18 protein-coding genes and 1 tRNA gene are annotated in these 19,244 nt (G+C 58.8%); 6 read left to right on the plus strand and 13 right to left on the minus strand.

The annotated features are described in order from the left end of the window. The first annotated feature begins 36 nt into the window (after positions 1-36). Positions 37-1,410: a glutamate--cysteine ligase gene (locus tag ACFSE1_RS10440; protein ID WP_377400428.1), complete on the plus strand. Its 1,374-nt coding sequence runs from the start codon at positions 37-39 to the stop codon at positions 1,408-1,410. Between the two features lie 119 nt (positions 1,411-1,529). After that, complete coding sequence (locus ACFSE1_RS10445; RefSeq protein WP_377400431.1) at positions 1,530-2,396, plus strand: DUF937 domain-containing protein; 867 nt, start codon at positions 1,530-1,532, stop codon at positions 2,394-2,396. Between the two features lie 153 nt (positions 2,397-2,549). Here the strand turns inward: ACFSE1_RS10445 and ACFSE1_RS10450 are convergent, their stop codons facing one another. Beyond that, on the minus strand, positions 2,550-2,834 hold the full coding sequence (locus ACFSE1_RS10450) for a YjiS-like domain-containing protein (protein ID WP_377400434.1): 285 nt from the start codon (positions 2,832-2,834) through the stop codon (positions 2,550-2,552). A gap of 197 nt (positions 2,835-3,031) precedes the next feature. Here ACFSE1_RS10450 and ACFSE1_RS10455 point away from each other — a divergent pair, with 197 nt between their 5' ends. Further along, positions 3,032-3,988: a LysR substrate-binding domain-containing protein gene (locus ACFSE1_RS10455; RefSeq protein WP_377400437.1), complete on the plus strand. Its 957-nt coding sequence runs from the start codon at positions 3,032-3,034 to the stop codon at positions 3,986-3,988. Positions 3,989-4,047: 59 nt separating this feature from the next. On the opposite strand, the gene ACFSE1_RS10460 is transcribed toward ACFSE1_RS10455, so the two are convergent. The 6 genes from ACFSE1_RS10460 to ACFSE1_RS10485 all read right to left on the minus strand — a co-directional run bounded on the left by ACFSE1_RS10460 (position 4,048) and on the right by ACFSE1_RS10485 (position 10,484). Next, positions 4,048-5,502 (minus strand): methyl-accepting chemotaxis protein, encoded by a 1,455-nt coding sequence (locus ACFSE1_RS10460; protein ID WP_377400440.1) that lies wholly within the window; start codon positions 5,500-5,502, stop codon positions 4,048-4,050. Between the two features lie 177 nt (positions 5,503-5,679). After that, on the minus strand, positions 5,680-6,708 hold the full coding sequence (gene adhP, locus ACFSE1_RS10465; protein ID WP_377400443.1) for an alcohol dehydrogenase AdhP: 1,029 nt from the start codon (positions 6,706-6,708) through the stop codon (positions 5,680-5,682). A gap of 105 nt (positions 6,709-6,813) precedes the next feature. After that, positions 6,814-7,230, minus strand: a complete 417-nt coding sequence (locus ACFSE1_RS10470; protein WP_377400801.1) for an MAPEG family protein — start codon at positions 7,228-7,230, stop codon at positions 6,814-6,816. Between the two features lie 104 nt (positions 7,231-7,334). After that, the gene (locus tag ACFSE1_RS10475) at positions 7,335-7,697 is read right to left on the minus strand and encodes a hypothetical protein (RefSeq protein WP_377400446.1); all 363 of its coding nucleotides are present in this window, start codon (positions 7,695-7,697) and stop codon (positions 7,335-7,337) included. A 102-nt stretch (positions 7,698-7,799) separates the two neighbouring features. After that, entirely contained in the window at positions 7,800-9,305 is a 1,506-nt protein-coding gene (gene guaB / locus ACFSE1_RS10480; protein ID WP_377400449.1) for an IMP dehydrogenase, read from the minus strand. A gap of 174 nt (positions 9,306-9,479) precedes the next feature. Next, positions 9,480-10,484 (minus strand): MBL fold metallo-hydrolase, encoded by a 1,005-nt coding sequence (locus tag ACFSE1_RS10485; RefSeq protein WP_377400452.1) that lies wholly within the window; start codon positions 10,482-10,484, stop codon positions 9,480-9,482. A gap of 241 nt (positions 10,485-10,725) precedes the next feature. Between ACFSE1_RS10485 and ACFSE1_RS10490 the strand changes: the two genes are divergently transcribed. Continuing rightward, positions 10,726-12,135, plus strand: coding sequence for an MFS transporter (locus ACFSE1_RS10490; protein ID WP_377400455.1), 1,410 nt, complete (start codon positions 10,726-10,728; stop codon positions 12,133-12,135). Positions 12,136-12,137: 2 nt separating this feature from the next. On the opposite strand, the gene ACFSE1_RS10495 is transcribed toward ACFSE1_RS10490, so the two are convergent. Continuing rightward, positions 12,138-12,860, minus strand: coding sequence for an RlmE family RNA methyltransferase (locus ACFSE1_RS10495; RefSeq protein ID WP_377400458.1), 723 nt, complete (start codon positions 12,858-12,860; stop codon positions 12,138-12,140). After that, entirely contained in the window at positions 12,857-14,500 is a 1,644-nt protein-coding gene (locus ACFSE1_RS10500; RefSeq protein ID WP_377400804.1) for a Ppx/GppA phosphatase family protein, read from the minus strand. Before ACFSE1_RS10500 ends, ACFSE1_RS10495 begins: the two co-directional genes overlap by 4 nt. Before the next feature lie 350 nt (positions 14,501-14,850). On the opposite strand from ACFSE1_RS10500, the gene ACFSE1_RS10505 reads away from it, so the two are divergent. Beyond that, positions 14,851-14,924, plus strand: a tRNA-Gln gene (locus tag ACFSE1_RS10505). Positions 14,925-15,046: 122 nt separating this feature from the next. Next, positions 15,047-15,385, plus strand: a complete 339-nt coding sequence (locus ACFSE1_RS10510; RefSeq protein ID WP_377400461.1) for a DUF6538 domain-containing protein — start codon at positions 15,047-15,049, stop codon at positions 15,383-15,385. Between the two features lie 297 nt (positions 15,386-15,682). On the opposite strand, the gene ACFSE1_RS10515 is transcribed toward ACFSE1_RS10510, so the two are convergent. The 4 genes from ACFSE1_RS10515 to nirK all read right to left on the minus strand — a co-directional run bounded on the left by ACFSE1_RS10515 (position 15,683) and on the right by nirK (position 19,115). After that, positions 15,683-16,129 (minus strand): pseudoazurin, encoded by a 447-nt coding sequence (locus tag ACFSE1_RS10515; protein ID WP_377400464.1) that lies wholly within the window; start codon positions 16,127-16,129, stop codon positions 15,683-15,685. Positions 16,130-16,234: 105 nt separating this feature from the next. After that, on the minus strand, positions 16,235-16,930 hold the full coding sequence (locus tag ACFSE1_RS10520; RefSeq protein WP_377400467.1) for a Crp/Fnr family transcriptional regulator: 696 nt from the start codon (positions 16,928-16,930) through the stop codon (positions 16,235-16,237). Positions 16,931-16,999: 69 nt separating this feature from the next. Then, positions 17,000-17,908, minus strand: a complete 909-nt coding sequence (locus tag ACFSE1_RS10525; RefSeq protein ID WP_377400470.1) for an SUMF1/EgtB/PvdO family nonheme iron enzyme — start codon at positions 17,906-17,908, stop codon at positions 17,000-17,002. Positions 17,909-17,978: 70 nt separating this feature from the next. After that, positions 17,979-19,115, minus strand: a complete 1,137-nt coding sequence (nirK, locus tag ACFSE1_RS10530) for a copper-containing nitrite reductase (RefSeq protein ID WP_377400473.1) — start codon at positions 19,113-19,115, stop codon at positions 17,979-17,981. Between the last annotated feature and the right edge of the window lie 129 nt (positions 19,116-19,244).

The raw sequence follows: 19,244 nt of genomic DNA on the forward strand, positions 1-19,244 counted from the left end.
AATGTCTCCAAACTTAATGACTGGACAAGGTCTCCCATGGCCCGTGATACGACCGATAATACGCCTCTCAGCTCGACCTCAGAACTTGCTGCCTATCTGGCGAAAGGCTGCAAGCCTGAAAGCGAATTCCGCATCGGCACGGAGCATGAGAAATTCGCGTTCTTCCGCGCGGATAACAGCCCCGTTCCCTATTTCGGCGATCGCAGCATTGCCGCCCTTCTGACGGGAATGCAGGAAAAGCTCGGCTGGGAGCCGATCATGGACGGCGACAATATCATTGGCCTTGGAGAGGCCCATGGCATGGGCGCGATCTCCATCGAGCCGGGTGGCCAGTTTGAACTTTCCGGCGCACCGTTGGAAACGCTGCATGAGACCTGTCGCGAATCCAACCAGCATCTCGCCGTCCTGCGCGAGATTGCCGAGCCCATGGGCATTCGCTTCCTCGGCATTGGCGGCAGCCCCAAATGGACGCTGGCGCAAACGCCACGCATGCCCAAATCACGCTACGAGATCATGACCCGCTACATGCCGAAGGTGGGCAGCCATGGCCTCGACATGATGTATCGCACCTGCACGATCCAGGTGAACCTCGACTTCTCGTCCGAAGCCGACATGGCGCGGAAAATGCGGCTTTCGCTGAAGCTGCAATCGCTGGCGACTGCCCTCTTTGCCTCCTCGCCCTTCACCGAAGGCAAGCCGAATGGCCTGCTTTCCTGGCGGGGCGAAATCTGGCGCGATACGGACAATGCCCGTTCCGGCCTGCTGCCGGCTGCGCTGGAAGACGGCTTCAGTTTCGAAGCCTATGTGGAATGGGCGCTGGATGTGCCGATGTACTTCATCGTGCGCGACGGTCGCTATCACGATTGCACGCATGTGACCTTCCGCCAGTTCATGAATGGTGCCTTGAAGGGCGAGGTCACGCAGTGGCAGCCTACGATGGGCGACTGGACCAACCATCTCTCGACGCTTTTCCCGGATGTGCGCCTGAAGCGCTATCTTGAAATGCGCGGTGCCGATGGCGGCCCCTGGCGTCGCATCTGTGCGCTGCCCGCCTTCTGGGTGGGCCTGCTCTACGACGAAGACGCCATGCAGGCCGCAGAGGATGTCACAAAGGACTGGTCGCTTGAGGATGTCAGCGCATTGCGCGATGCCGTTCCCGCCCAAGGGCTTTCCGCCACCATCAAGGGCCAGAGCCTGATGGACATTGCCCGCGAGATCGTCACCATTTCCGCCGATGGCTTGAAGCGCCGTCAGCGCCTCAATTCAGAAGGTCAGGACGAATCAATCTTCCTGCAACCGCTTGAGGAAATTCTGGCGAAGAAAAAGGTGCTGGCCGAAGAAATGCTCTCTCTCTTCAACGGTCGCTGGAACGGTTCTGTCGAGCCTGCCTTCGAGGAATACCAGTACTGACTCCCTCTCGATCATTTTCTTTTGGGCGATAATGCGTATCGCGGTTGAAAACCGCTGCACAGTTTTCGCGATGCGCTATAGTACGAAAGATAACAATGATCCGGAGAGGAGCCGACTGAATGCTGCCGCTGTTCGATATGATCATGAGGGCGCAGAATGGCGCTGCCATGGATGCCATGGCAAAGCAGTTCAACCTGGCGCAGGAACAGGCGGCTCAGGCCATGGCAGCGCTGCTGCCGGCCTTTTCTTCCGGCTTCAAGCGCTCCAGCGCAAACCCCTATGATATGAGCTCCCTGATGAACGCCATGTTCTCAGGCAATTATGCCAAGTATTTCGAAGATGTTGGCAAGGCTTTCACGCCGCAGGGCATGGCTGATGGAAATGCCGTTCTGGAGCGGCTTTTCGGCTCCAAGGACGTTTCGCGCGCTGTGGCGGAACAGGCCGCGCAGCTGACTGGCATTGGCCAGGAAGTCTTGAAAAAGATGATGCCCGCCATGGCCGACACGCTGATGGGCGGGCTTTTCAAGCAGATGAGCGGCCAGATGGCATCCGCCAACGCCTTTTCACCGGAAGCCATGGGCAAGATGACCGAGCAGTGGCTGCAGGCAATTGGCGTGCAACCCAAGCAGAAGCAGCAGATCGATCCCTTCTCCTTCGATAACCCGATGCTGCAGGCCATGCGCAGCTTCTGGGGCATGGACAAAGCGGAACAGCAGGCGCCGGGCGGCAACAATCCCTTCCTGGACAATCCCTTTGCCAAGGCATTTCAGGATATGATGAGCGGCAGTTTCCAGCCGCGCAGTGCTGCGCCGGACGCCGCCTCGCAACCGAAACCGGATCAGGCTCCGCCGGAAACCGATGCGTTCAAGGCCATGCTGAACAGCATGTTCGATAGCGGCGTGGAAGTGCAGAAGGCCTATCAGAAGAACCTTGAAGCCGTCATGGAAGGCTATCGCCGCGGCACAGCCTCGAAAACGGAAGCCTGATAAAAAAGGCCCGGCGGGTGGGGAACCGGCCGGGCAAATGAGCAGGGATATTGGCGTACCCTGCGGGGGAAAATGAATGGGCGTTCCGGTGCGACGGGAGGCTCTTCATCACGCCGGAACGATGCGGAGTGGAAGGGACACTCCGCAAGGCAATCAACGACTGCGTGCAGGCTTTCCGGTTTTGCGCCGACGCGCAATGCGCGGTAGGGCATCGAATGGATCGTCCAGCAGGTGCGTATTGTCCAGAGCCGCGGTCAGATCGTGCCGCGTCAAACCCAGATCGCGAAGACGATGATCATCCAGTTCCTGGAGCTGGCTGAGGGCCTTGCGATTTCTCAGGCCGCGCAAAACGGATTTCACACGCGCCGTGAAGGCAGCTGTAAAGCCCTCAACTGTGATGGCGGGCGATGAGTAAAGCATCCGTTCAGTCGTGCGCATGGGTCATTCCTTTCTGCAGGCACGAGGGGTCACATCCTCCCCGCGAAAGGGAAGAGTGGATCGATCATAGAGAGTCTGGAGAACCCAACTTCTGAGAGTAGGTCCGCATTTCTATGTTAGCCTTATCGCCGATTTTTTATTGATCAGTCCAACGAATGTTTCTAATGATTGATATCAGCTAACCTGATGGATCAACCATGTCCGCACCTCTCGATATTGATCAGTTGCATACCTTCGTTGCGATCGTGGACACCGGGAGCTTTACCAAAGCTGCCGACCGGGTGTTCAAAACCCAGAGCGCCGTATCCATGCAGATGCGCAGGCTGGAAGAGCGTGTCGGAAAACAGCTTTTTGCCAAGGATGGGCGCGGCAACCGCCTGACGGCAGAGGGCGAGAAACTGCTGAATTATGCGCGGCGAATCATTCGTCTGAACAATGAAGCCATTGCTGCATTTGATGATAATCGCCTGGAAGGCACGCTGCGCATCGGAACGCCGGATGATTATGCCGATCGTTACATGCCGGAGATTATCGGACGCTTCGCCAAGACGCACCCCAATGTGGAATTGTACATTGTGTGCGAACCATCCATCGACCTTGCGGAAAAGATGACGCGCGGCGAGCTGGATATTGCACTTGTGACCCATAATCCCCGTGCACGCCAATCGGATGTCGTGCGCACGGAGCCGCTGTGCTGGGTTGCCTCTGCCAACCATCCCCTGCGGGAAGACGCCCCGGTTCCGCTGGCCGTGGGACGGCGCGACTGCAACTGGCGGCAACTGGCCTGCTCCGCGCTGGATGCGGATGGGCGCGACTACCAGATTCTTTTCACCAGCTGGTCTTCCACCGTTGTGGCGGCAGCGGTTCTGGCGGGCATGGCGGTCTCGGTTCTGCCGGAATCGGCGCTGCGCCCCGGCATGCGGGTGCTCAGCCAGGCGGACGGTTTCCCGCCTTTACCGCCGGTACAGATTGGCCTGATGAAGCGCCCCGGCCTTTCCACCTCGCTGATGACGGCCATTACCGACCACATCACCGCCTGCCTCGATAATATTTCGCCTGCCGTGTCGCCCGATGACGGCGATGGCGCAGACATCAAGCCCTTTGGCCGAACCGGAACACGGCTGCGCAGCGTTCCCATGATGCCTGGCTGGTAGCAAAAATGGCCCGGAAAGGATTGCCGGGCCATTTGCGTTCAAAAGAGGTTTGTGGTCGCTCACGCCGCGAATTTGCGCCGATAGGCATCGGCCGGGGCGGCCGTGGCCTTGCCGGATAGCGTGAAGTGGTTGACGAGATCGGCGAGATCGTGAGAGCGATTGCGCATGTCGTTCACGGCTGCCGTCGATTGCTCGACCATGGCGGCGTTCTGCTGCGTTCCCTGATCCATCTGAGCAACAGCCTGATTGATGCCGCGCAGGCCATTGGCCTGATCTGCGGCGGAAGAGGCAATATCGGCGATCAGCTGATCGATTTCCGTTACCTTCTCGACAATGCCGCTTAGCGTATGGCTGGTGGTCTCAACCAGCGTAACACCGCGCTGAACCTGATCGGAGCTTGTGGCGATCAGGCCGCGGATTTCCTTTGCAGCATCGGCCGAACGCTGTGCCAGCGCACGCACTTCGGATGCGACAACGGCAAAGCCCTTGCCCGCATCGCCAGCCCGTGCCGCTTCCACGCCTGCATTCAGGGCGAGAAGATTGGTCTGGAAGGCGATTTCGTCGATCACAGAGACGATCTGCGTGATCTGGCCGGAGCTGGTGGCGATTTCCGCCATGGCCGCTTCCGCATCGCGCATGATCTGGCCGGAACGGGTGGCGTCCTGCTTGGCGCTGGATGCAACCTGCGTGGCCTTTGTCGCTCCGTCCGATGTACGCCGAACGGTGGCTGTGATCTGGTCAAGCGCCGCCGCAGTCTCCTCCAGAGAAGCAGCCTGCTGTTCGGTGCGGCGGGACAGATCATTGGTGGAATTGGCAATCTGTTCCATGCCGTTGCGAATGTCTTCCACCGTGGCGGAGATCTTCTGCATGGCAAGATCGAGCGCTTCCGTTGCCCGGTTCAAATCCTGCCGCGCACCATCGGTTTGATCCGGCAGACGCTCGTGCAGACGCAAGGCGAGATTGCCCTGTGCAAGCGCCGTCAGCGCCTCGCTCAGAACGGCCATGGCCTTGCTGTCTGCCTCGGCAGCAGCCAGTTGCTCGCGGTGGCGCTCTTCCTTCTCCCGCGCTGCCGCTTCATTAAGGTCGTTCATGACGTGATGGACGCCGATGGCCAGATCGGTCAGCACCACTTCCATCATGGTCTGGATCAGTTCATTGCGCTTGGCGCCAGAGAACCGGCTTTCCTCCAGCACAGCAATGATCCACTGCGTGGCATAGACGGATGTTGCCTGGTAGATGAACTTCGACAGGCCGAGATGTGCTGCCACATCCCGTATGATCTTGGCCTGCCCCTCAAAGAAGGCCTTGTCGAACTGGCCGGTAAAAAGCTTGCGAGCCTTTTCCGCCTCCCGGCGCAGAAGATCCGGAGGCAATTGCTTCAGGGACGGATCAACGGCCTGATAAGTGCGGGTCATCACCCGCTCCAAATGCTTTTCAACCCGGCGGAAGAGTTCTTCGCCGCGCGCTCTTTTCTCGCCCGACCAGGGCAAAAACTCGTCTTCAATCGTGCTCATTGCAACCTCGTTCACCGCAAGTGCACAACTTCTGCCAAGTAATCATTTAAATTTTTATAATAACTTTTCGCATATTCCGGCTTCACTGCTTTTATTCTGGATATTTCCAGTCAATATCCGCGCAGATCGCGGATATATTCATATTTTAGACTTAGCGCATACAAGGCTTGCCTGCACCTACAGCGTCAGATCGAGAACGATTCGCCCATCGATCTTCCCTTCTTCCATGCGGTGGAAGATGTCGTTGATGTTCTCCAGACGATCCCAGGAAAAATGCGAGGCCACCTTGCCTTCACCGGCAAAAACGAGGCTTTCCTCCAGATCCTGCCGTGTGCCGACGATGGAACCGCGCACCGTGATGCGCTTCAACACCGTATCGAAGACGGGCAGCGAAATGAAACCGGGCGGCAGGCCGACCAGCGACATGGTGCCCTTGGAGCGCAGGAAGCCATAGGCCTGTTCCATGGCCTTGGGTGAAACCGCCGTTACCAGCGCCCCGTGGACGCCACCCGTTGCCTTTTGCACCTGTTCGACTGCATCGGGCGCGCGGCCATTGACGGTGAGATCAGCCCCGAGTTTTTTGGCCAGGTCCAGTTTCTCATCGAAGATATCGGCAGCGACTACATGCATGCCCATGGCCTTGGCATATTGAACGGCAAGATGACCGAGGCCGCCCACACCGGAGATGACCACCCATTCGCCCGGGCGCACTTCCGTTTCCTTCAACCCCTTATAGACGGTGACGCCTGCGCACAGGATGGGCGCTGCGGGGCCGAAATCGAGATTATCCGGCAGACGTCCGCAAAAGTCCGGGTCGGCAAGGCCATATTGTGCGAACGTGCCATTGACGGAATAGCCGGTGTTCTGTTGTGAGGGGCAGAGCGTTTCCCAGCCAGTCCGGCAGGGTGTGCAGCAGCCGCAGGCGGTGTGCAGCCATGGCACGCCGACACGATCGCCTTCCTTGAGGTGCCTGACGCCGGCACCGAGCTTGGCGACATAGCCAACCCCTTCGTGGCCTGGAATGAAAGGCGAGTTCGGCTTGACCGGCCAGTCGCCGTTGGCGGCATGGAGATCGGTATGGCAAACGCCCGTCGCCAGATATTGCACCAGAATTTGCCCCGGGCCGGGCTCAGGTACTTTGACCTCTTCTATGACAAGAGGTTGCCCGAAGGCACGGACCACAGCGGCTTTCATTGTTTCAGCCATCATTCTCTCCATCTCGAACGAAAGGACTGGACGTTTTCGCCCAGTCCATTTGTAAAGGAGAATGAGGCTCAGCTTATTGATTTACCGCAAGATCGAGAAACTCGCTCAGGTCAGCACCATCCAGATTGCCAGCCAGATCCACATCAGCGCCAAAGCCGCGAATCCGAAAATGAAAAGCGGCCTGCGATGTCCAATGCGGTTGGTGGTGACGTGGATATAGCTGTGAAGGTAGCGGGAGGCCACGAACAGCCAAGCCAGGATGACCGTGCCGATATTGTCTGCATTGACAATGTAGATTGCGATGCAGCCGACATGGAAGAAGATCGGCAGTTCGAACTGGTTCTTCAGGTTGTTGTGCACGAAGAGACTGTCTTCCGGCTCCGTCAGGTTCTGGCGAAACTGCGAAACCGTGGCCCGGCCCGCCTTCACAGCTGCAACGCGCCGGCGCGACAAAAGTACATAAAGCACGAAGACCAGAACCACATGCGCGAACATGGGCCAAATCATCGATTGATCGGTAATCATTCAAGCCTGCCTTTTCCAAATCGTATCGCGATTTTTCAGCTTCGCCACATACGCTTCAAGTCTTTGTTCTACCGCATTGTCTAACCGCAAAACCGCTGCGCTCATTTGCGCAAACGAAGCATCTCTGTGCCGGAACCATCCTCACCGGATATGGTCCATATACCTTCCAGGAGGTCATCACCCTTTACCTCATAAATGACGAGGCCAATACTCTGGCCAAGGATGTAGGAGGCAGCAAAGGCATTGTCATAAAGCATGCAGATGCCGCTGGAAGAGGTATCGCCTGTTTTCCACTCGATTGAACAGGTCGTTTCGCTGGTCAGCTTGATACGGGCTGTACCCTCGTATTTGCTGCCGTCAAGGTTGGTTCCGGCGACATCATAGGTGCCAGCCTTCACCGTTTGCGCCTGGGCCGGAAGCGCAAGCCCCGCAACCAGAAGCCCGCATGCCATCCATATCTTCATGAAAATCCCCGTCTGGTTTTCCGACCCCTCGTCGGCAGACGCAGGATAACGGGGATGGTGTGGCTGGCAACTGTGCCAGCCACAACGGCGATTGAAAAAGACTCAGCCAGCGCCGCCCGGATAGTTCGGGCTCTCGCGGGTGATTGTCACGTCATGTGCATGGCTTTCGCGCAGGCCGGCACCGGAAATGCGTACGAAGGTCGCGCGCTCCTGGAAGTCCTTGATGGTCGCGCCACCCACATAGCCCATGGCAGCCTTGAGACCGCCTGCAAGCTGGTGCAGGACGCCGGAAACCGGCCCCTTGTAGGGAACCTGACCTTCGATGCCTTCCGGAACAAGCTTCAGCGTATCGCGCACTTCCGCCTGGAAGTAGCGATCGGCGGAGCCGCGGGCCATGGCGCCGACGGAGCCCATGCCGCGATAGGCTTTGAAGGAACGGCCCTGGTAGAGATAAACTTCGCCCGGGCTTTCATCGGTACCGGCCAGCAGAGAGCCGACCATGCAGGCTGAAGCGCCCGCGGCAATGGCCTTGGCCAGATCGCCAGAGAACTTGATGCCGCCATCGGCGATAACCGGAATGCCCTGCGCCTCTGCCGCTTCCACAGCTGCCATGATTGCCGCAAGCTGGGGAACGCCAACGCCTGCAACGATGCGCGTGGTGCAGATGGAGCCGGGGCCAATGCCGACCTTGACCGCATCGGCACCGGCATCGATGAGAGCACGCGTGCCATCTGCCGTGGCCACGTTACCGGCCATGACACGCACGGATTTGGACAGTTTCTTCACGCGGGCGACCGAATCCAGAACGCGCTGCGAATGGCCATGCGCCGTATCCACCACCAGCAGGTCCACACCGGCATCGATCAGACGCTCGGCACGTTCGAAACCGTCATCGCCGACGCTGATCGCCGCAGCGGCACGCAGGCGGCCCTGCGCATCCTTGGATGCATTCGGGTTCAGCTGCGACTTCTCGATATCCTTGACGGTGATGAGGCCAACGCAATGGCCCTGCGAATCAACCACCAGCAGCTTTTCGATACGGTGCTTGTGCAGAAGGCGCTTGGCCTCGCTCTGATCGACGCTTTCCTTCACCGTGATCAGGTTTTCGCGCGTCATCAGCTCATAGATCTTTTGCGTCGGATCGGACGCAAAGCGCACATCGCGATTGGTGAGAATACCGACCAGACGGCCCGTTTTCTGACCGCCACTGGCGCCGTTTTCAACCACCGGAATACCGGAAATGCCGTGCGCCTTCATCAAGGAGAGGGCTTCCGCAAGGCTGGCATCCGGGCCGATTGTGACCGGATTGACCACCATGCCGCTTTCAAACTTCTTGACCTGGCGAACTTCCTCGGCCTGTTCCACAGGCGTGAGGTTGCGGTGGATGACACCCAGACCACCAGCCTGCGCCATGGCAATGGCCAGGCGGCTTTCGGTGACCGTATCCATGGCGGACGACAGAATCGGGAGGTTAAGCTCGATATCCTGCGCGATGCGGGTGGAGATGTTCGTCTGTCCCGGCATGACTTCAGAATGACCCGGCTGTAACAGCACGTCGTCAAAGGTCAGCGCATCTGCGCCGGTTGCGGATTCAATGATTCGAGCCATGGCCAATTTCCTTCGATAAAAGGAAGCCCGTCCCGGCAGGAGGATGACCGGAAGCGTTCTTCAGGAATGGGAAGTTGGCGAGGGCTGGTAACACGGTTATGACGGGAAGGAAATAGCAAAAAGCCCGGGCGGTAAAACCCGGGCTTCAAGATTGAGCGATATCGCACCATGCGCTCAGAGATCGAACTGGTAACTCTTCGGCACAAACCGGTAGCCGGTCTCCTGCTTTTCAATGAAGCCAACCGCCGGGAAAGGCATGTGATAGCCAAGGAAGGCGATCTTGTCCGTCGCGATCATGTCAAACACCTTCTTGCGCGTGGCGGCAGCGGCAGCCTTGTCCATGTCGAAGCGCACTTCCCATTCGGGCCTTTGCAGCGACAGCACAAAGTGATTGGCCGTGTCGGCCGTCAGGATGAGACGCCGCCCCGCCGATTCGACAGCGTAGATCATATGGCCCGGTGAGTGCCCAAAGGCATTCATGCCCGTGATGCCGGAGGTCACGGAGGCATTGTCGCCGACGAAGGTGGTTTTTTCGGCGAGCGGCTTCACATTGGCCAGCACTGCCTTTTGCCCGTTTTCGGCAGGCGTGCCGACGCGCGCATCCGCCGTCCAGAAATCATATTCCGTCTGGCCCACGATGTATTTTGCATTGGCGAAGGCGGGCTTGCCGTCTTCCATGAGACCACCGATGTGGTCGCCATGCATGTGCGTCAGAACAACGATCGTCACGTCTTCCGGGCGATAGCCGACAGCGCTAAGCCCTTCCAGAAGACGACCGGCTCCTTGCGCACGCCCTGCCTTGCCCATGCCGGTATCGAACAGCACCACTTCGCTGCCGGTATCGATGAGGACAGGCGAGAAGGAATTGACGAACTGATCTCTGGGCAGAAAGTTCTTCTCCAGCAGGTCGCCAACCGTTTCCGCGCTTTGGTTGGTGCCGAAGGTTTCATTCGGCTTGCCGGATACGCGAGCACCGTCCTTGATGACGAAGACCTTGAATTCACCCAGCTTGAAGCTGTGCGTGTCGGGTGGCAGTTGTGTTGTCATGCTGCTATCCGTTGCGGGTTGCTGCGTTGCTGTTTGTGCAAAAGCGCGGCCTGAGAGAATTGCCGGAGCCGCCAGCACACCGATGCCCGCGCTGCCCAGCAACACGCGCCGTCCCATTTCGATCCTTGCCATTTCATCCTCCAGTTGCGGGCCTCCGTTTGCGAGCGCCCCCCGTTTTCGGTGGCCTGTTCAGGCGCTACAGAACATAATCACCCAACATCGCCTGAAAACACCCTTCACGCAGACGTGAGGGGTATCACTGGAACTATGGCTGACAGGTGCTTTCAATCCCATACCGGGAATTCACTGGTCAGACATTGCAAGCAGGCGTAGGAATGGGCCCTACCCGACGCAATTTGCAAGCCGTGCCGCAATGAATCGTATCATACCGCTGATCCTCGCCGTTGCTCTCTTCATGGAGCATATGGATTCCACCGTCATTTCCACCGCACTTCCCGCCATAGCCGTGGATCTCGGTGTCAGTCCGATTACACTGAAGCTGGCGCTGACCTCCTACATGGTTTCACTTGCGGTTTTCATTCCCGTCAGCGGCTGGATGGCGGACAAGTTTGGCGCCAAAAACATCTTCCGGCTGGCCATTGGCGTCTTTGTCATCGGTTCGATCCTGTGCGCGGTCTCTTCCTCGGTGCTGGCCTTCGTGCTGGCCCGCTTCCTGCAGGGCATGGGCGGGGCCATGATGACGCCGATCGGCCGCCTCGTCCTGTTACGGACCACGCAACGCAAGGACCTGGTTTCAGCCATGTCGCTGCTGACCATTCCAGCGCTTGTGGGGCCGCTCACCGGCCCGCCCATCGGCGGCTTCATCACCACCTATTTCAGCTGGCACTGGATTTTCCTGATCAATGTGCCCATTGGCTTGCTGGGCATCTGGCTTTCCACGCTTCACCTTCCCGAATTGCCGCCGCGGGGCGCGCCACCCCTCGATGTGACCGGCTTTTTCCTCACTGCCATTGCGGCATCGGGCATTGTGTTCGGGCTTTCGGTCATCAGCCTTCCGGCGCTGCCATCCTTTGTGGGCATTGGGGCAACCACGCTCGGCTTTATCTGCGGCGCGCTTTACGTGGTGCATGCGAGGCGTCACCCGAACCCGATCCTGACGCTCGGCCTGTTTCGCAACACCGCCTTCCGCGCCTCGGTCAGCTCCGGCACATTGTTTCGCATTGCCACGGGTGCAGTGCCCTTCCTCATGCCGCTGATGCTGCAATTGAGCTTCGGCATGACGCCATTTCAATCAGGCCTCACCACCTTTGCAGGCGCAGCTGGTGCCATGGCTGTGAAATTCATGGCAAAACGTGCCTTTGCCGCCATCGGCTTCCGCACGGCACTGCTCAGCGCCAGTGTCGCCGGCTCCGCCATGACCGCTATCAACGGCTTCTTCACCCCGACAACGCCGGTTCTGGTGATCACCTTTTTCCTCTTTGCGTCAGGCCTTGCGCGCTCGCTGTTCTTCACCGGGGCAAATGCTCTCGGCTATTCCGAAATCAGCGATGAGGAAGCAAGCCAGGCCACCTCGATCAGTTCGGTGATGCAGCAGGTCAGCCTGGCATTGGGCGTTGCCTTTGCGGCCCTGGTTCTGGAAACCTCGTCCTTTCTTTCCGGCACACATTTGCAGCTGGCAGATTTCCACATGGCCTTCTTCATCGTGTCAGCCATCTCGCTCTGCTCACTGCTGCCGATCATCAGACTTCATCCCCAGACCGGCGCTGCCGTTTCCGGCCATAGACGCTTCTCCAAGGAAGCCGCCGAAGCGCCAGGGGAATGATGTCAGAGGGTTTCCTCGTGCTCTTCAGCAGCCTCTTCCTGCATGACACGACGCCCCTTGAAGCCCTTGGCCAGAAGGAACATCTCGACCGATTCCGAACGTGAGGAAGCGGGCTTGATGTGCAGAACCTGCCGGAAATTCTGCTTCAGCATGTTCAGAAGATCGCGCTCGGTTCCGCCCTGGAAGGTCTTGGCCAGAAAGTGGCCGCCCTCTGCCAGAACTTCGACGGCGAAATAGGCAGCCACTTCGCACAAATGCATGGTACGCAGGTGATCCGTTTTTTGGTGGCCCGTGGTGGGGGCCGCCATATCCGAAATAACCAGATTAGGCGTGCCGCCCACCGCTTCGATCAGCTTTGCCGGCGCTTCCGGATCGAGAAAATCCATCTGCAGGATCTTGACCCCGGGAATGGGCACGACTTCCAGAAAATCGATTGCCGCAACGCGGATATCCTCTTCCGTCGAATTGGTTACCTTGGCAGCAATCTGCGACCAGCTGCCCGGCGCAGCACCCAGATCGATGATGCGCCGTGCACCCTTCAGGATCTGATGCTTCTCATCAATTTCCAGCAGCTTGAAGGCAGCACGCGCACGATAGCCTTCCAGCTTCGCGCGCTGCACATAAGGATCGTTGATGTGGCGTTCCAGCCAACGGCGCGAGGAAGCCTTGAGCTTGCCCTTCTTCACCTTCTGGCCGAGTTTGCGCCCGATGGGGGTCTTGGTCATCGATGCATCTCCGCGGCACCGCGTGCCGATTGTTCCGCGTGGCGGCGTCCGCGCGTGCGTCGCCACACACCGTCATCCGCCATCATATCCGTTAATAGCCCTTCGCGAAGCCCTCGATCGGCAACCCGCATGCGCCTGGCCGGCCAGCGCCTTCGGATCGCCTCCAGAATGGCACATCCTGCAAGAACCAGATCGGCGCGATCCGGACCAATGCATGGATTGGAGGCGCGTCCCTGGAAATCCCAGGAGAGGAGCTTGGCCTGCATTTCGCTGACTTCGGCATCGGAAAGCCAGAGGCCATCCACCTTGCGCCGGTCATACCGTGGCAGATCCAGATGGACACCAGCAAGCGTCGTCACCGTTCCGGAGGTGCCAATCAGGTAGAATTCCGGATCGGCATCCTGTTCGTCTGCGGATCCGAAGGCCGGGCAATCGAAACCCGCCAGCATGGCCTCCACCTCATCCACCATGGCGGAAAAGATGGCCGGCGTCACATCGCGCCCGCCATGACGCTCCGACAGCGTGACCACGCCAACCGGCAGAGATGTCCAATGGGTGATGTGGTTGGCCAGACGGCTGGAACGGTTTTCCTGAATGCGCAAAACCGCGATTTCCGAGGAACCGCCGCCGATATCGAAGAGGACAACCGAGCGTGCCTCGCGCCCAACCAGCGAAGAGCAGCCGGACACCGCAAGGCGGGCTTCGGTTTCCCGGTCGATGATCTCAAGTGTGAGCCCGGTTTCGCGGGTCACCCGTTCCAGAAACACCTCGCCATTGGCAGCGGCACGGCAAGCTTCCGTGGCGATCAATCGCATCTTGCGAATCTGGCGCGAAGCGAGCTTGGAGGCACACACCTTCAGCGCCTCGACCGCGCGATCCATCGCGTCGTCCGACAGACGGCCCGTGGCTGCGAGCCCCTCCCCCAAACGCACGATCCTTGAAAAGGCATCGACCACACGGAATTGTCCCGGCCGGGTTGGCTGGGCAATCAAGAGACGGCAATTGTTCGTGCCAAGATCGAGGGCCGCATAAAGATCGTCCGCATGGGGCCGCCGACGCGTCTCCAGCAGAACATCCGGCACTGCGGGCAGTTTCGACCGCTCGCCATGGGCATGGCCGTGACGCGCATGTCCAGCTTTCGCCGTTGCCGCAGTCCCATGCCCGTGTCTCGAACCGGCCTTTGAAGCGCCCGACGGTTTCGCGCCGCCCTGGCCAGCGGTCAATGGCCGACCCTGCAGACTGCGCCCCTCACGCGACTTCTTGCCTCTGCCCCGCCGGCGGCCTGGACCCTTGGCGGGCGCGACTTGTTCGGCAGCGCCATTTTGTACTGACGAAGCAGCAGCCTGCGCGGCAGCTTCAGCCTGATTGGCCTCACCATTCGCCGCATGGCCTGCCCGTGTTGCCGCCTGGCCTGCTCGCGCGCGGCGGCGCTTGCGCTTTCGCGGAGCGGACTGCTCCGAGGAACCGGGTCGTCCGGCATCCGTGGAAATCGCAGCATCAAGGCCACGCACGGGGGCTGTTGCGGCAGGCGGCTTGCCGCCCCGCTTCGCCCTGCGACGCCGACGGGATTTTCCGCCCGGTCGTCCTTCTGCCGACGCCCCGCCTACTGGCGGCTTGCCGCCGCTATCGGGGTTCATCACTGTCTTATCCATTGGCCGCGCCAGAGCTTTTCAGCACGCAGCGGCGTTCATTGTTTCGTTGAACATAGGATAACAGTCACAAGCCGTTTCGCCAATGCCCTTGTTCAGAAAGCTTGGCAAAGCTCGCCCACCCGAACGAAAGTGGCCAAGAGCGAACCGCCCACACCTGGCGCAGCACATGGCAAGGCTCTGGCGCCCATGCTCCAGCTCTGTGAAAAACTGCAATTCGGCTCTTGATCGCTCCCGGAAATCTGTTACAAGGCGCCCACAACGCAAGCGGTTGCGGCTTATAGCTCAACCAGATGCCCTTAAATCAGCTGCGTTCCAGTCTGACGACATAGTCAGAAGATTGGGGAATAGTTCAATGGTAGAACGGCGGACTCTGACTCCGTTAATCTTGGTTCGAATCCAGGTTCCCCAGCCAATTCTCCCTAAAATGCCTTAATTCCTTGATTTTCCAGTCGTGCCGGATAGTGTTTTGGCATCATTGGCGACCTGATGCCCAAAACTGGTGCCCAGAGGTGATGCCCACGCGAGATTTACGCGATGGACGAACCTCGGGGCAAAGACAGGGCATTTGCCATGGCCGTGCGCCACGAGGTCGAGAATCTGATCCGCCGCGGAAACATCTTCTATTGGCGGCCACGCGTCCCGGCCGCTCTCATCAACTGCGGTCCCGGTAGCCGCCTTTCACTCAGCCTTCGTTGTTCCGACCATAGAAGGGCTGAGATCATTGGCCGGAAGCTCAACACGCGACTGGCCGAATTGAAGTTGAACTCGAAGGAAATGATACCCAAGCAACAGCTTCAGAAACTGTTCGAGCATGAGCGCGACAAGGAAGTCGAACGACATCAACACGATCAAGGCGCAATGGCATCGCCATGAGGATCCCGATGGCCACCTTAACCGCGCGGCCATCGGCTTCTGTAGCGTTTCAAGCTGCTCGACCATCTTCAGAAGACCACCCTGTTCATCCAGGAAAGGAGCGGACGGAAAGATTGAGCTTGCGCATCGGGTTTCACAACTGCTCGATGAAGTCCAGGTCGAATTGCAGAGCACATCGCTGAGCGATTTAAGTGGTCCAGCCCTGGCTGCCGACCTCACCCCTTGTGTAGCTCAGCCGCCCGTTGCGCAAATTTGACTTTAAGGACTTCAACGAAACAGGTGGGCGCCGTAGGCTGGTTACAGACCCAGCGCCTGCAGTTGCGCATCAACCCGCTCGCGGGCCTTCTTGGGCAATTTCGCCGCCTTCACATCGGCAAGATTGGCGGGGTTGTCATCAACAATGACCACAGCGGCCATGCCCATTCCGAAATGCGGGGCGCATTTGATGACATAGGCGCCGGCAGTCGTGAAGGTCACCTTTACGGTTTCGTTCATTTTCCCTTTGAAGGGCTGCGCACCTGTCGGTAGCAGTTCATCGACAGTTTCAGCATTGTGGCTCTTGTCGGTCGGCAGGAAGGTCACCGTATCTCCCTTCGCCACCTTGACGGAAGCGGGCTCAAAGACCATTGCGCCGTCCTTGCCCTTGTTCAGCATGTGGATTTCGAAATCAGCAGCCAATGCTGCCGCGCCAAAACTCATTGCCATGATTGCTGCCGTGACTGCGGGGAGGATTTTGTTTTTCATGTCCTTGCTCCTTGACTAAAGCCGGATCGGCTTCCTTGTCAGGACCATACCAGAGCCCTCCCCAGGCTCTTTGCCTTGCAACAAACAACTGGACGATCAGCAGGTTCAGCGATCCTGACTGTCAGCCAATGTCTGAAGCCCGGCCACGTCGCGGACGAGCAATTTCTGTCTGCCGCCTTCCACAAGCCCCTTGGCTTCCCAGGCACTTAATATACGGGACACGGTATGAAGTGTCGTGCCAGTCATCTCAGCGATATCCTGGCGCGTGATCGGAAAGTCGATGCGGACACCTAGAGCTTCCGCCTTGCCTGCCTGTTGTGCCAAGCGTAGTACGGTATGCGCTACACGACGCTCCACCTCCTGGGTCGAAATTTCGCGGATGCGCGTATGGGCCTCCTCAAGGCGTTGTCCAATGGTGTTCAACGCGCTAACGGCGAGATGTGGGCTGCGGTCAATGAACTGCGGCCATAATTCCGTCGGCCAACAGATGGCAAGGCTTTCGATGACGGCAAGCGCCGACCCCGGATAATCGCTGCGACGCAAGGCTTTGGCAAAACCAAACAGATCGCCTGGATGAACCACGCGGACGATGATCTGTTGACCATCGGTCGTCACCTGCGTGACTTTGAGCCTGCCATTGAGAAGCATGAAAAAGTGGCTCGCGGGGCCGCCCTGTTCAAAAAAGGATTCGCCAGGTCCGATACGTTTCGCAACCGCCTGACCGAGCAGCGTCTCGACGTCGGCATCGGGCATCTTTTCAAACATCGGGAAGGATTTGACGACGCTTTTATCTATCTTCAAGCCAAGTCCCCGCCCTGTCCCGCCATTCGACGGGATTATTCTATCAGGAAGACCAGTGTCAACAAGCACTCAGGGAATGATCCCCCTGTCGCGCAGCCGGCTCAGTAATCCAGCGTACCAGCGATCATCGCGCACGAGCCGAAAACCGAGATTCGACGGCGGCGTTCCAACGGCACATCCACCGGATTTGGGGTCACGAACGAAGGAACTGATGGGCGCACGGTGCTGACCGACCGTGACATAGATCCCGCACGCGGTCGCCTCCTGGCTCCATCTTGGTCCAGCCAGATCGACCCGTCTGTGACACGTCGAGGTCCATTCCCAAACGTTACCTGCAAAATCTGCCAGCCCATGCTCGTTCTCGCCAAAGTGCCCCCGTCGCTTGGGAACAGGATTCGCATCGGCCTTTCTGCGCGTCTCCCGCTCGTAATCGGCAAGCCATCGCAAGGCAGGATTGCGACTATTGGGATCCACGCCAAGTGCATCGTCGGGAAATTTGCCACCAGCGGCAAAGGCCATCTGCTCGTGCGTCGGCAGCGTCCAGACCTCTCCCGTCTTGTCGCTCAGCCAGCGCGCATAGCTGACTGCATCATCGTAGCTGATACCCGTGGCGGGAAAATTCGCCCCGTGGACATGTGCCGCAACAATCGGGACACAGCGCCCATCCTGTACGCAACGCCCGTATTCGCCTTCGCTTACCTGATACTTCATCACCGTGAGCGCCCGCGTCAGGCGAGCATCTACCATGGGTCCGTCAACAGCAAAGCCGTTCTTGTAGAACTCACCATCGGCGCGATAGGTCAAGCTGCCCGCAGGAATCGTGACACTCTCGACGAGATCGCCGGCAGGCGTCCTGTTCGTCATTTCGAAATAACCCAGTTGGCCAGCAATGGTCACGGCACCACCGAGAAAGAGGGCCAGGGGAAGTCCGATGGACAGAAGCGACACGTCTTTGTGTTTTGCACGCTGAAAAGACATCGGGTTTGCGCCGTGATGAAAAAGCGGGGAGCAATGCGTCCACGCTGCGAAAGCGCGGACGCACGCGTTATCAATGATTGTTGGGAGTGAGGATTGCCGTCATAAGGTCGTTGTTCCACTCGCCTTCGACCTTGAAATGCGCCGCGGCCCCCTTCTCGAATGCTTCGATCAGATTGTGGTTGACGTAGGCGTAGATCCCCGGCTGATGGAACGTATAGAAGGCGGCACCGGCGGCTCCGCCCGGAATGAACCATGTCTCCTGGTCGAGTTCCGGCGGGTTGGCGAATTTGCCTGTCGCCCACACATAGTCGCCATGTCCGCCGATCAGATGCGGACGGGTGTCCCGGTTGGCCTGCGAATGCAGGATGAGCACCTTTTCGCCCACCTTGGCTTTCAGCGCATTGGCACCCGTCAGAGCGCCGACGGCACCGTTGAAGACGATATGGCTGGGCGTCAGGGTCCTCATCACCTCCAGCGTATCGGCATAGGCGTCGCCATGGCTGTCGTATTTCTTGTAATTTCCTTCGGCATCACGGGGCACGTAGAAATCCTGTTCTCCGACATAATAGACCCGGTCGTAGACGAGGTCATTTCCCTTGTGATCCTTGAGGCCGTCGCGCGGCAAGACCAGGATTGCGCCGTTCATGCCTGACGTCACGTGCCAGGGCACCATGCCGGGAGGGGCGCAGTGATAGACGAAAACACCGGCCTTGGTGGCCTTGAAGCGCATCACCGCTTTCTCACCGGGGTTGACCACGGTCAGCGCGCCACCACCAAGCGCACCGGTGGCTGAGTGGAAGTCGATATTGTGCTGCAGTTCGTTGGTGTCTGGATTGTCCAGCGTGATCTCGACATAATCGTCCTGGTGAACGACGATCATCGGACCAGGCACAGAACCGTTAAAGGTCATGGCATGCACTTCCGTGCCGGCGTCATCCAGGATGATCTTCTTCTCTTCGATGGTCAGCGTAACCTCATAGATCTTAGGTCCGCCAACAGCTTTCTGGGTGTGCGCGTGCACGAAGGGCGGCGCAACTGGTTGAAGCTTGACGCGTTCAAGGCCAACAATATCGGTTGTCGGCGGCTGCAGATTGCTGGGCTGCGGGGCCGCGCCGGTTGCTGAAGCGGCCACAAGCGGAGCCATGGCTCCGGCGAAGGCGGCGCCGGCAAGAATAGAACGTCTGGTTATTTCGAACTGGCTGCTCATGGAACCTCTCCTGGTTAGGAACGAACGTCTCTCGTCCCTTTCATCCAGAAGCTAATCCCGGTCGTTGCAGCAATCTTTGTTCTGGAACAACAATTGTCAGGTAAAACTTGCTCCAGATTTGTCATTGCG

Source organism: Affinirhizobium helianthi, from assembly GCF_042680945.1.
GTDB lineage: Bacteria > Pseudomonadota > Alphaproteobacteria > Rhizobiales > Rhizobiaceae > Neorhizobium > Neorhizobium helianthi.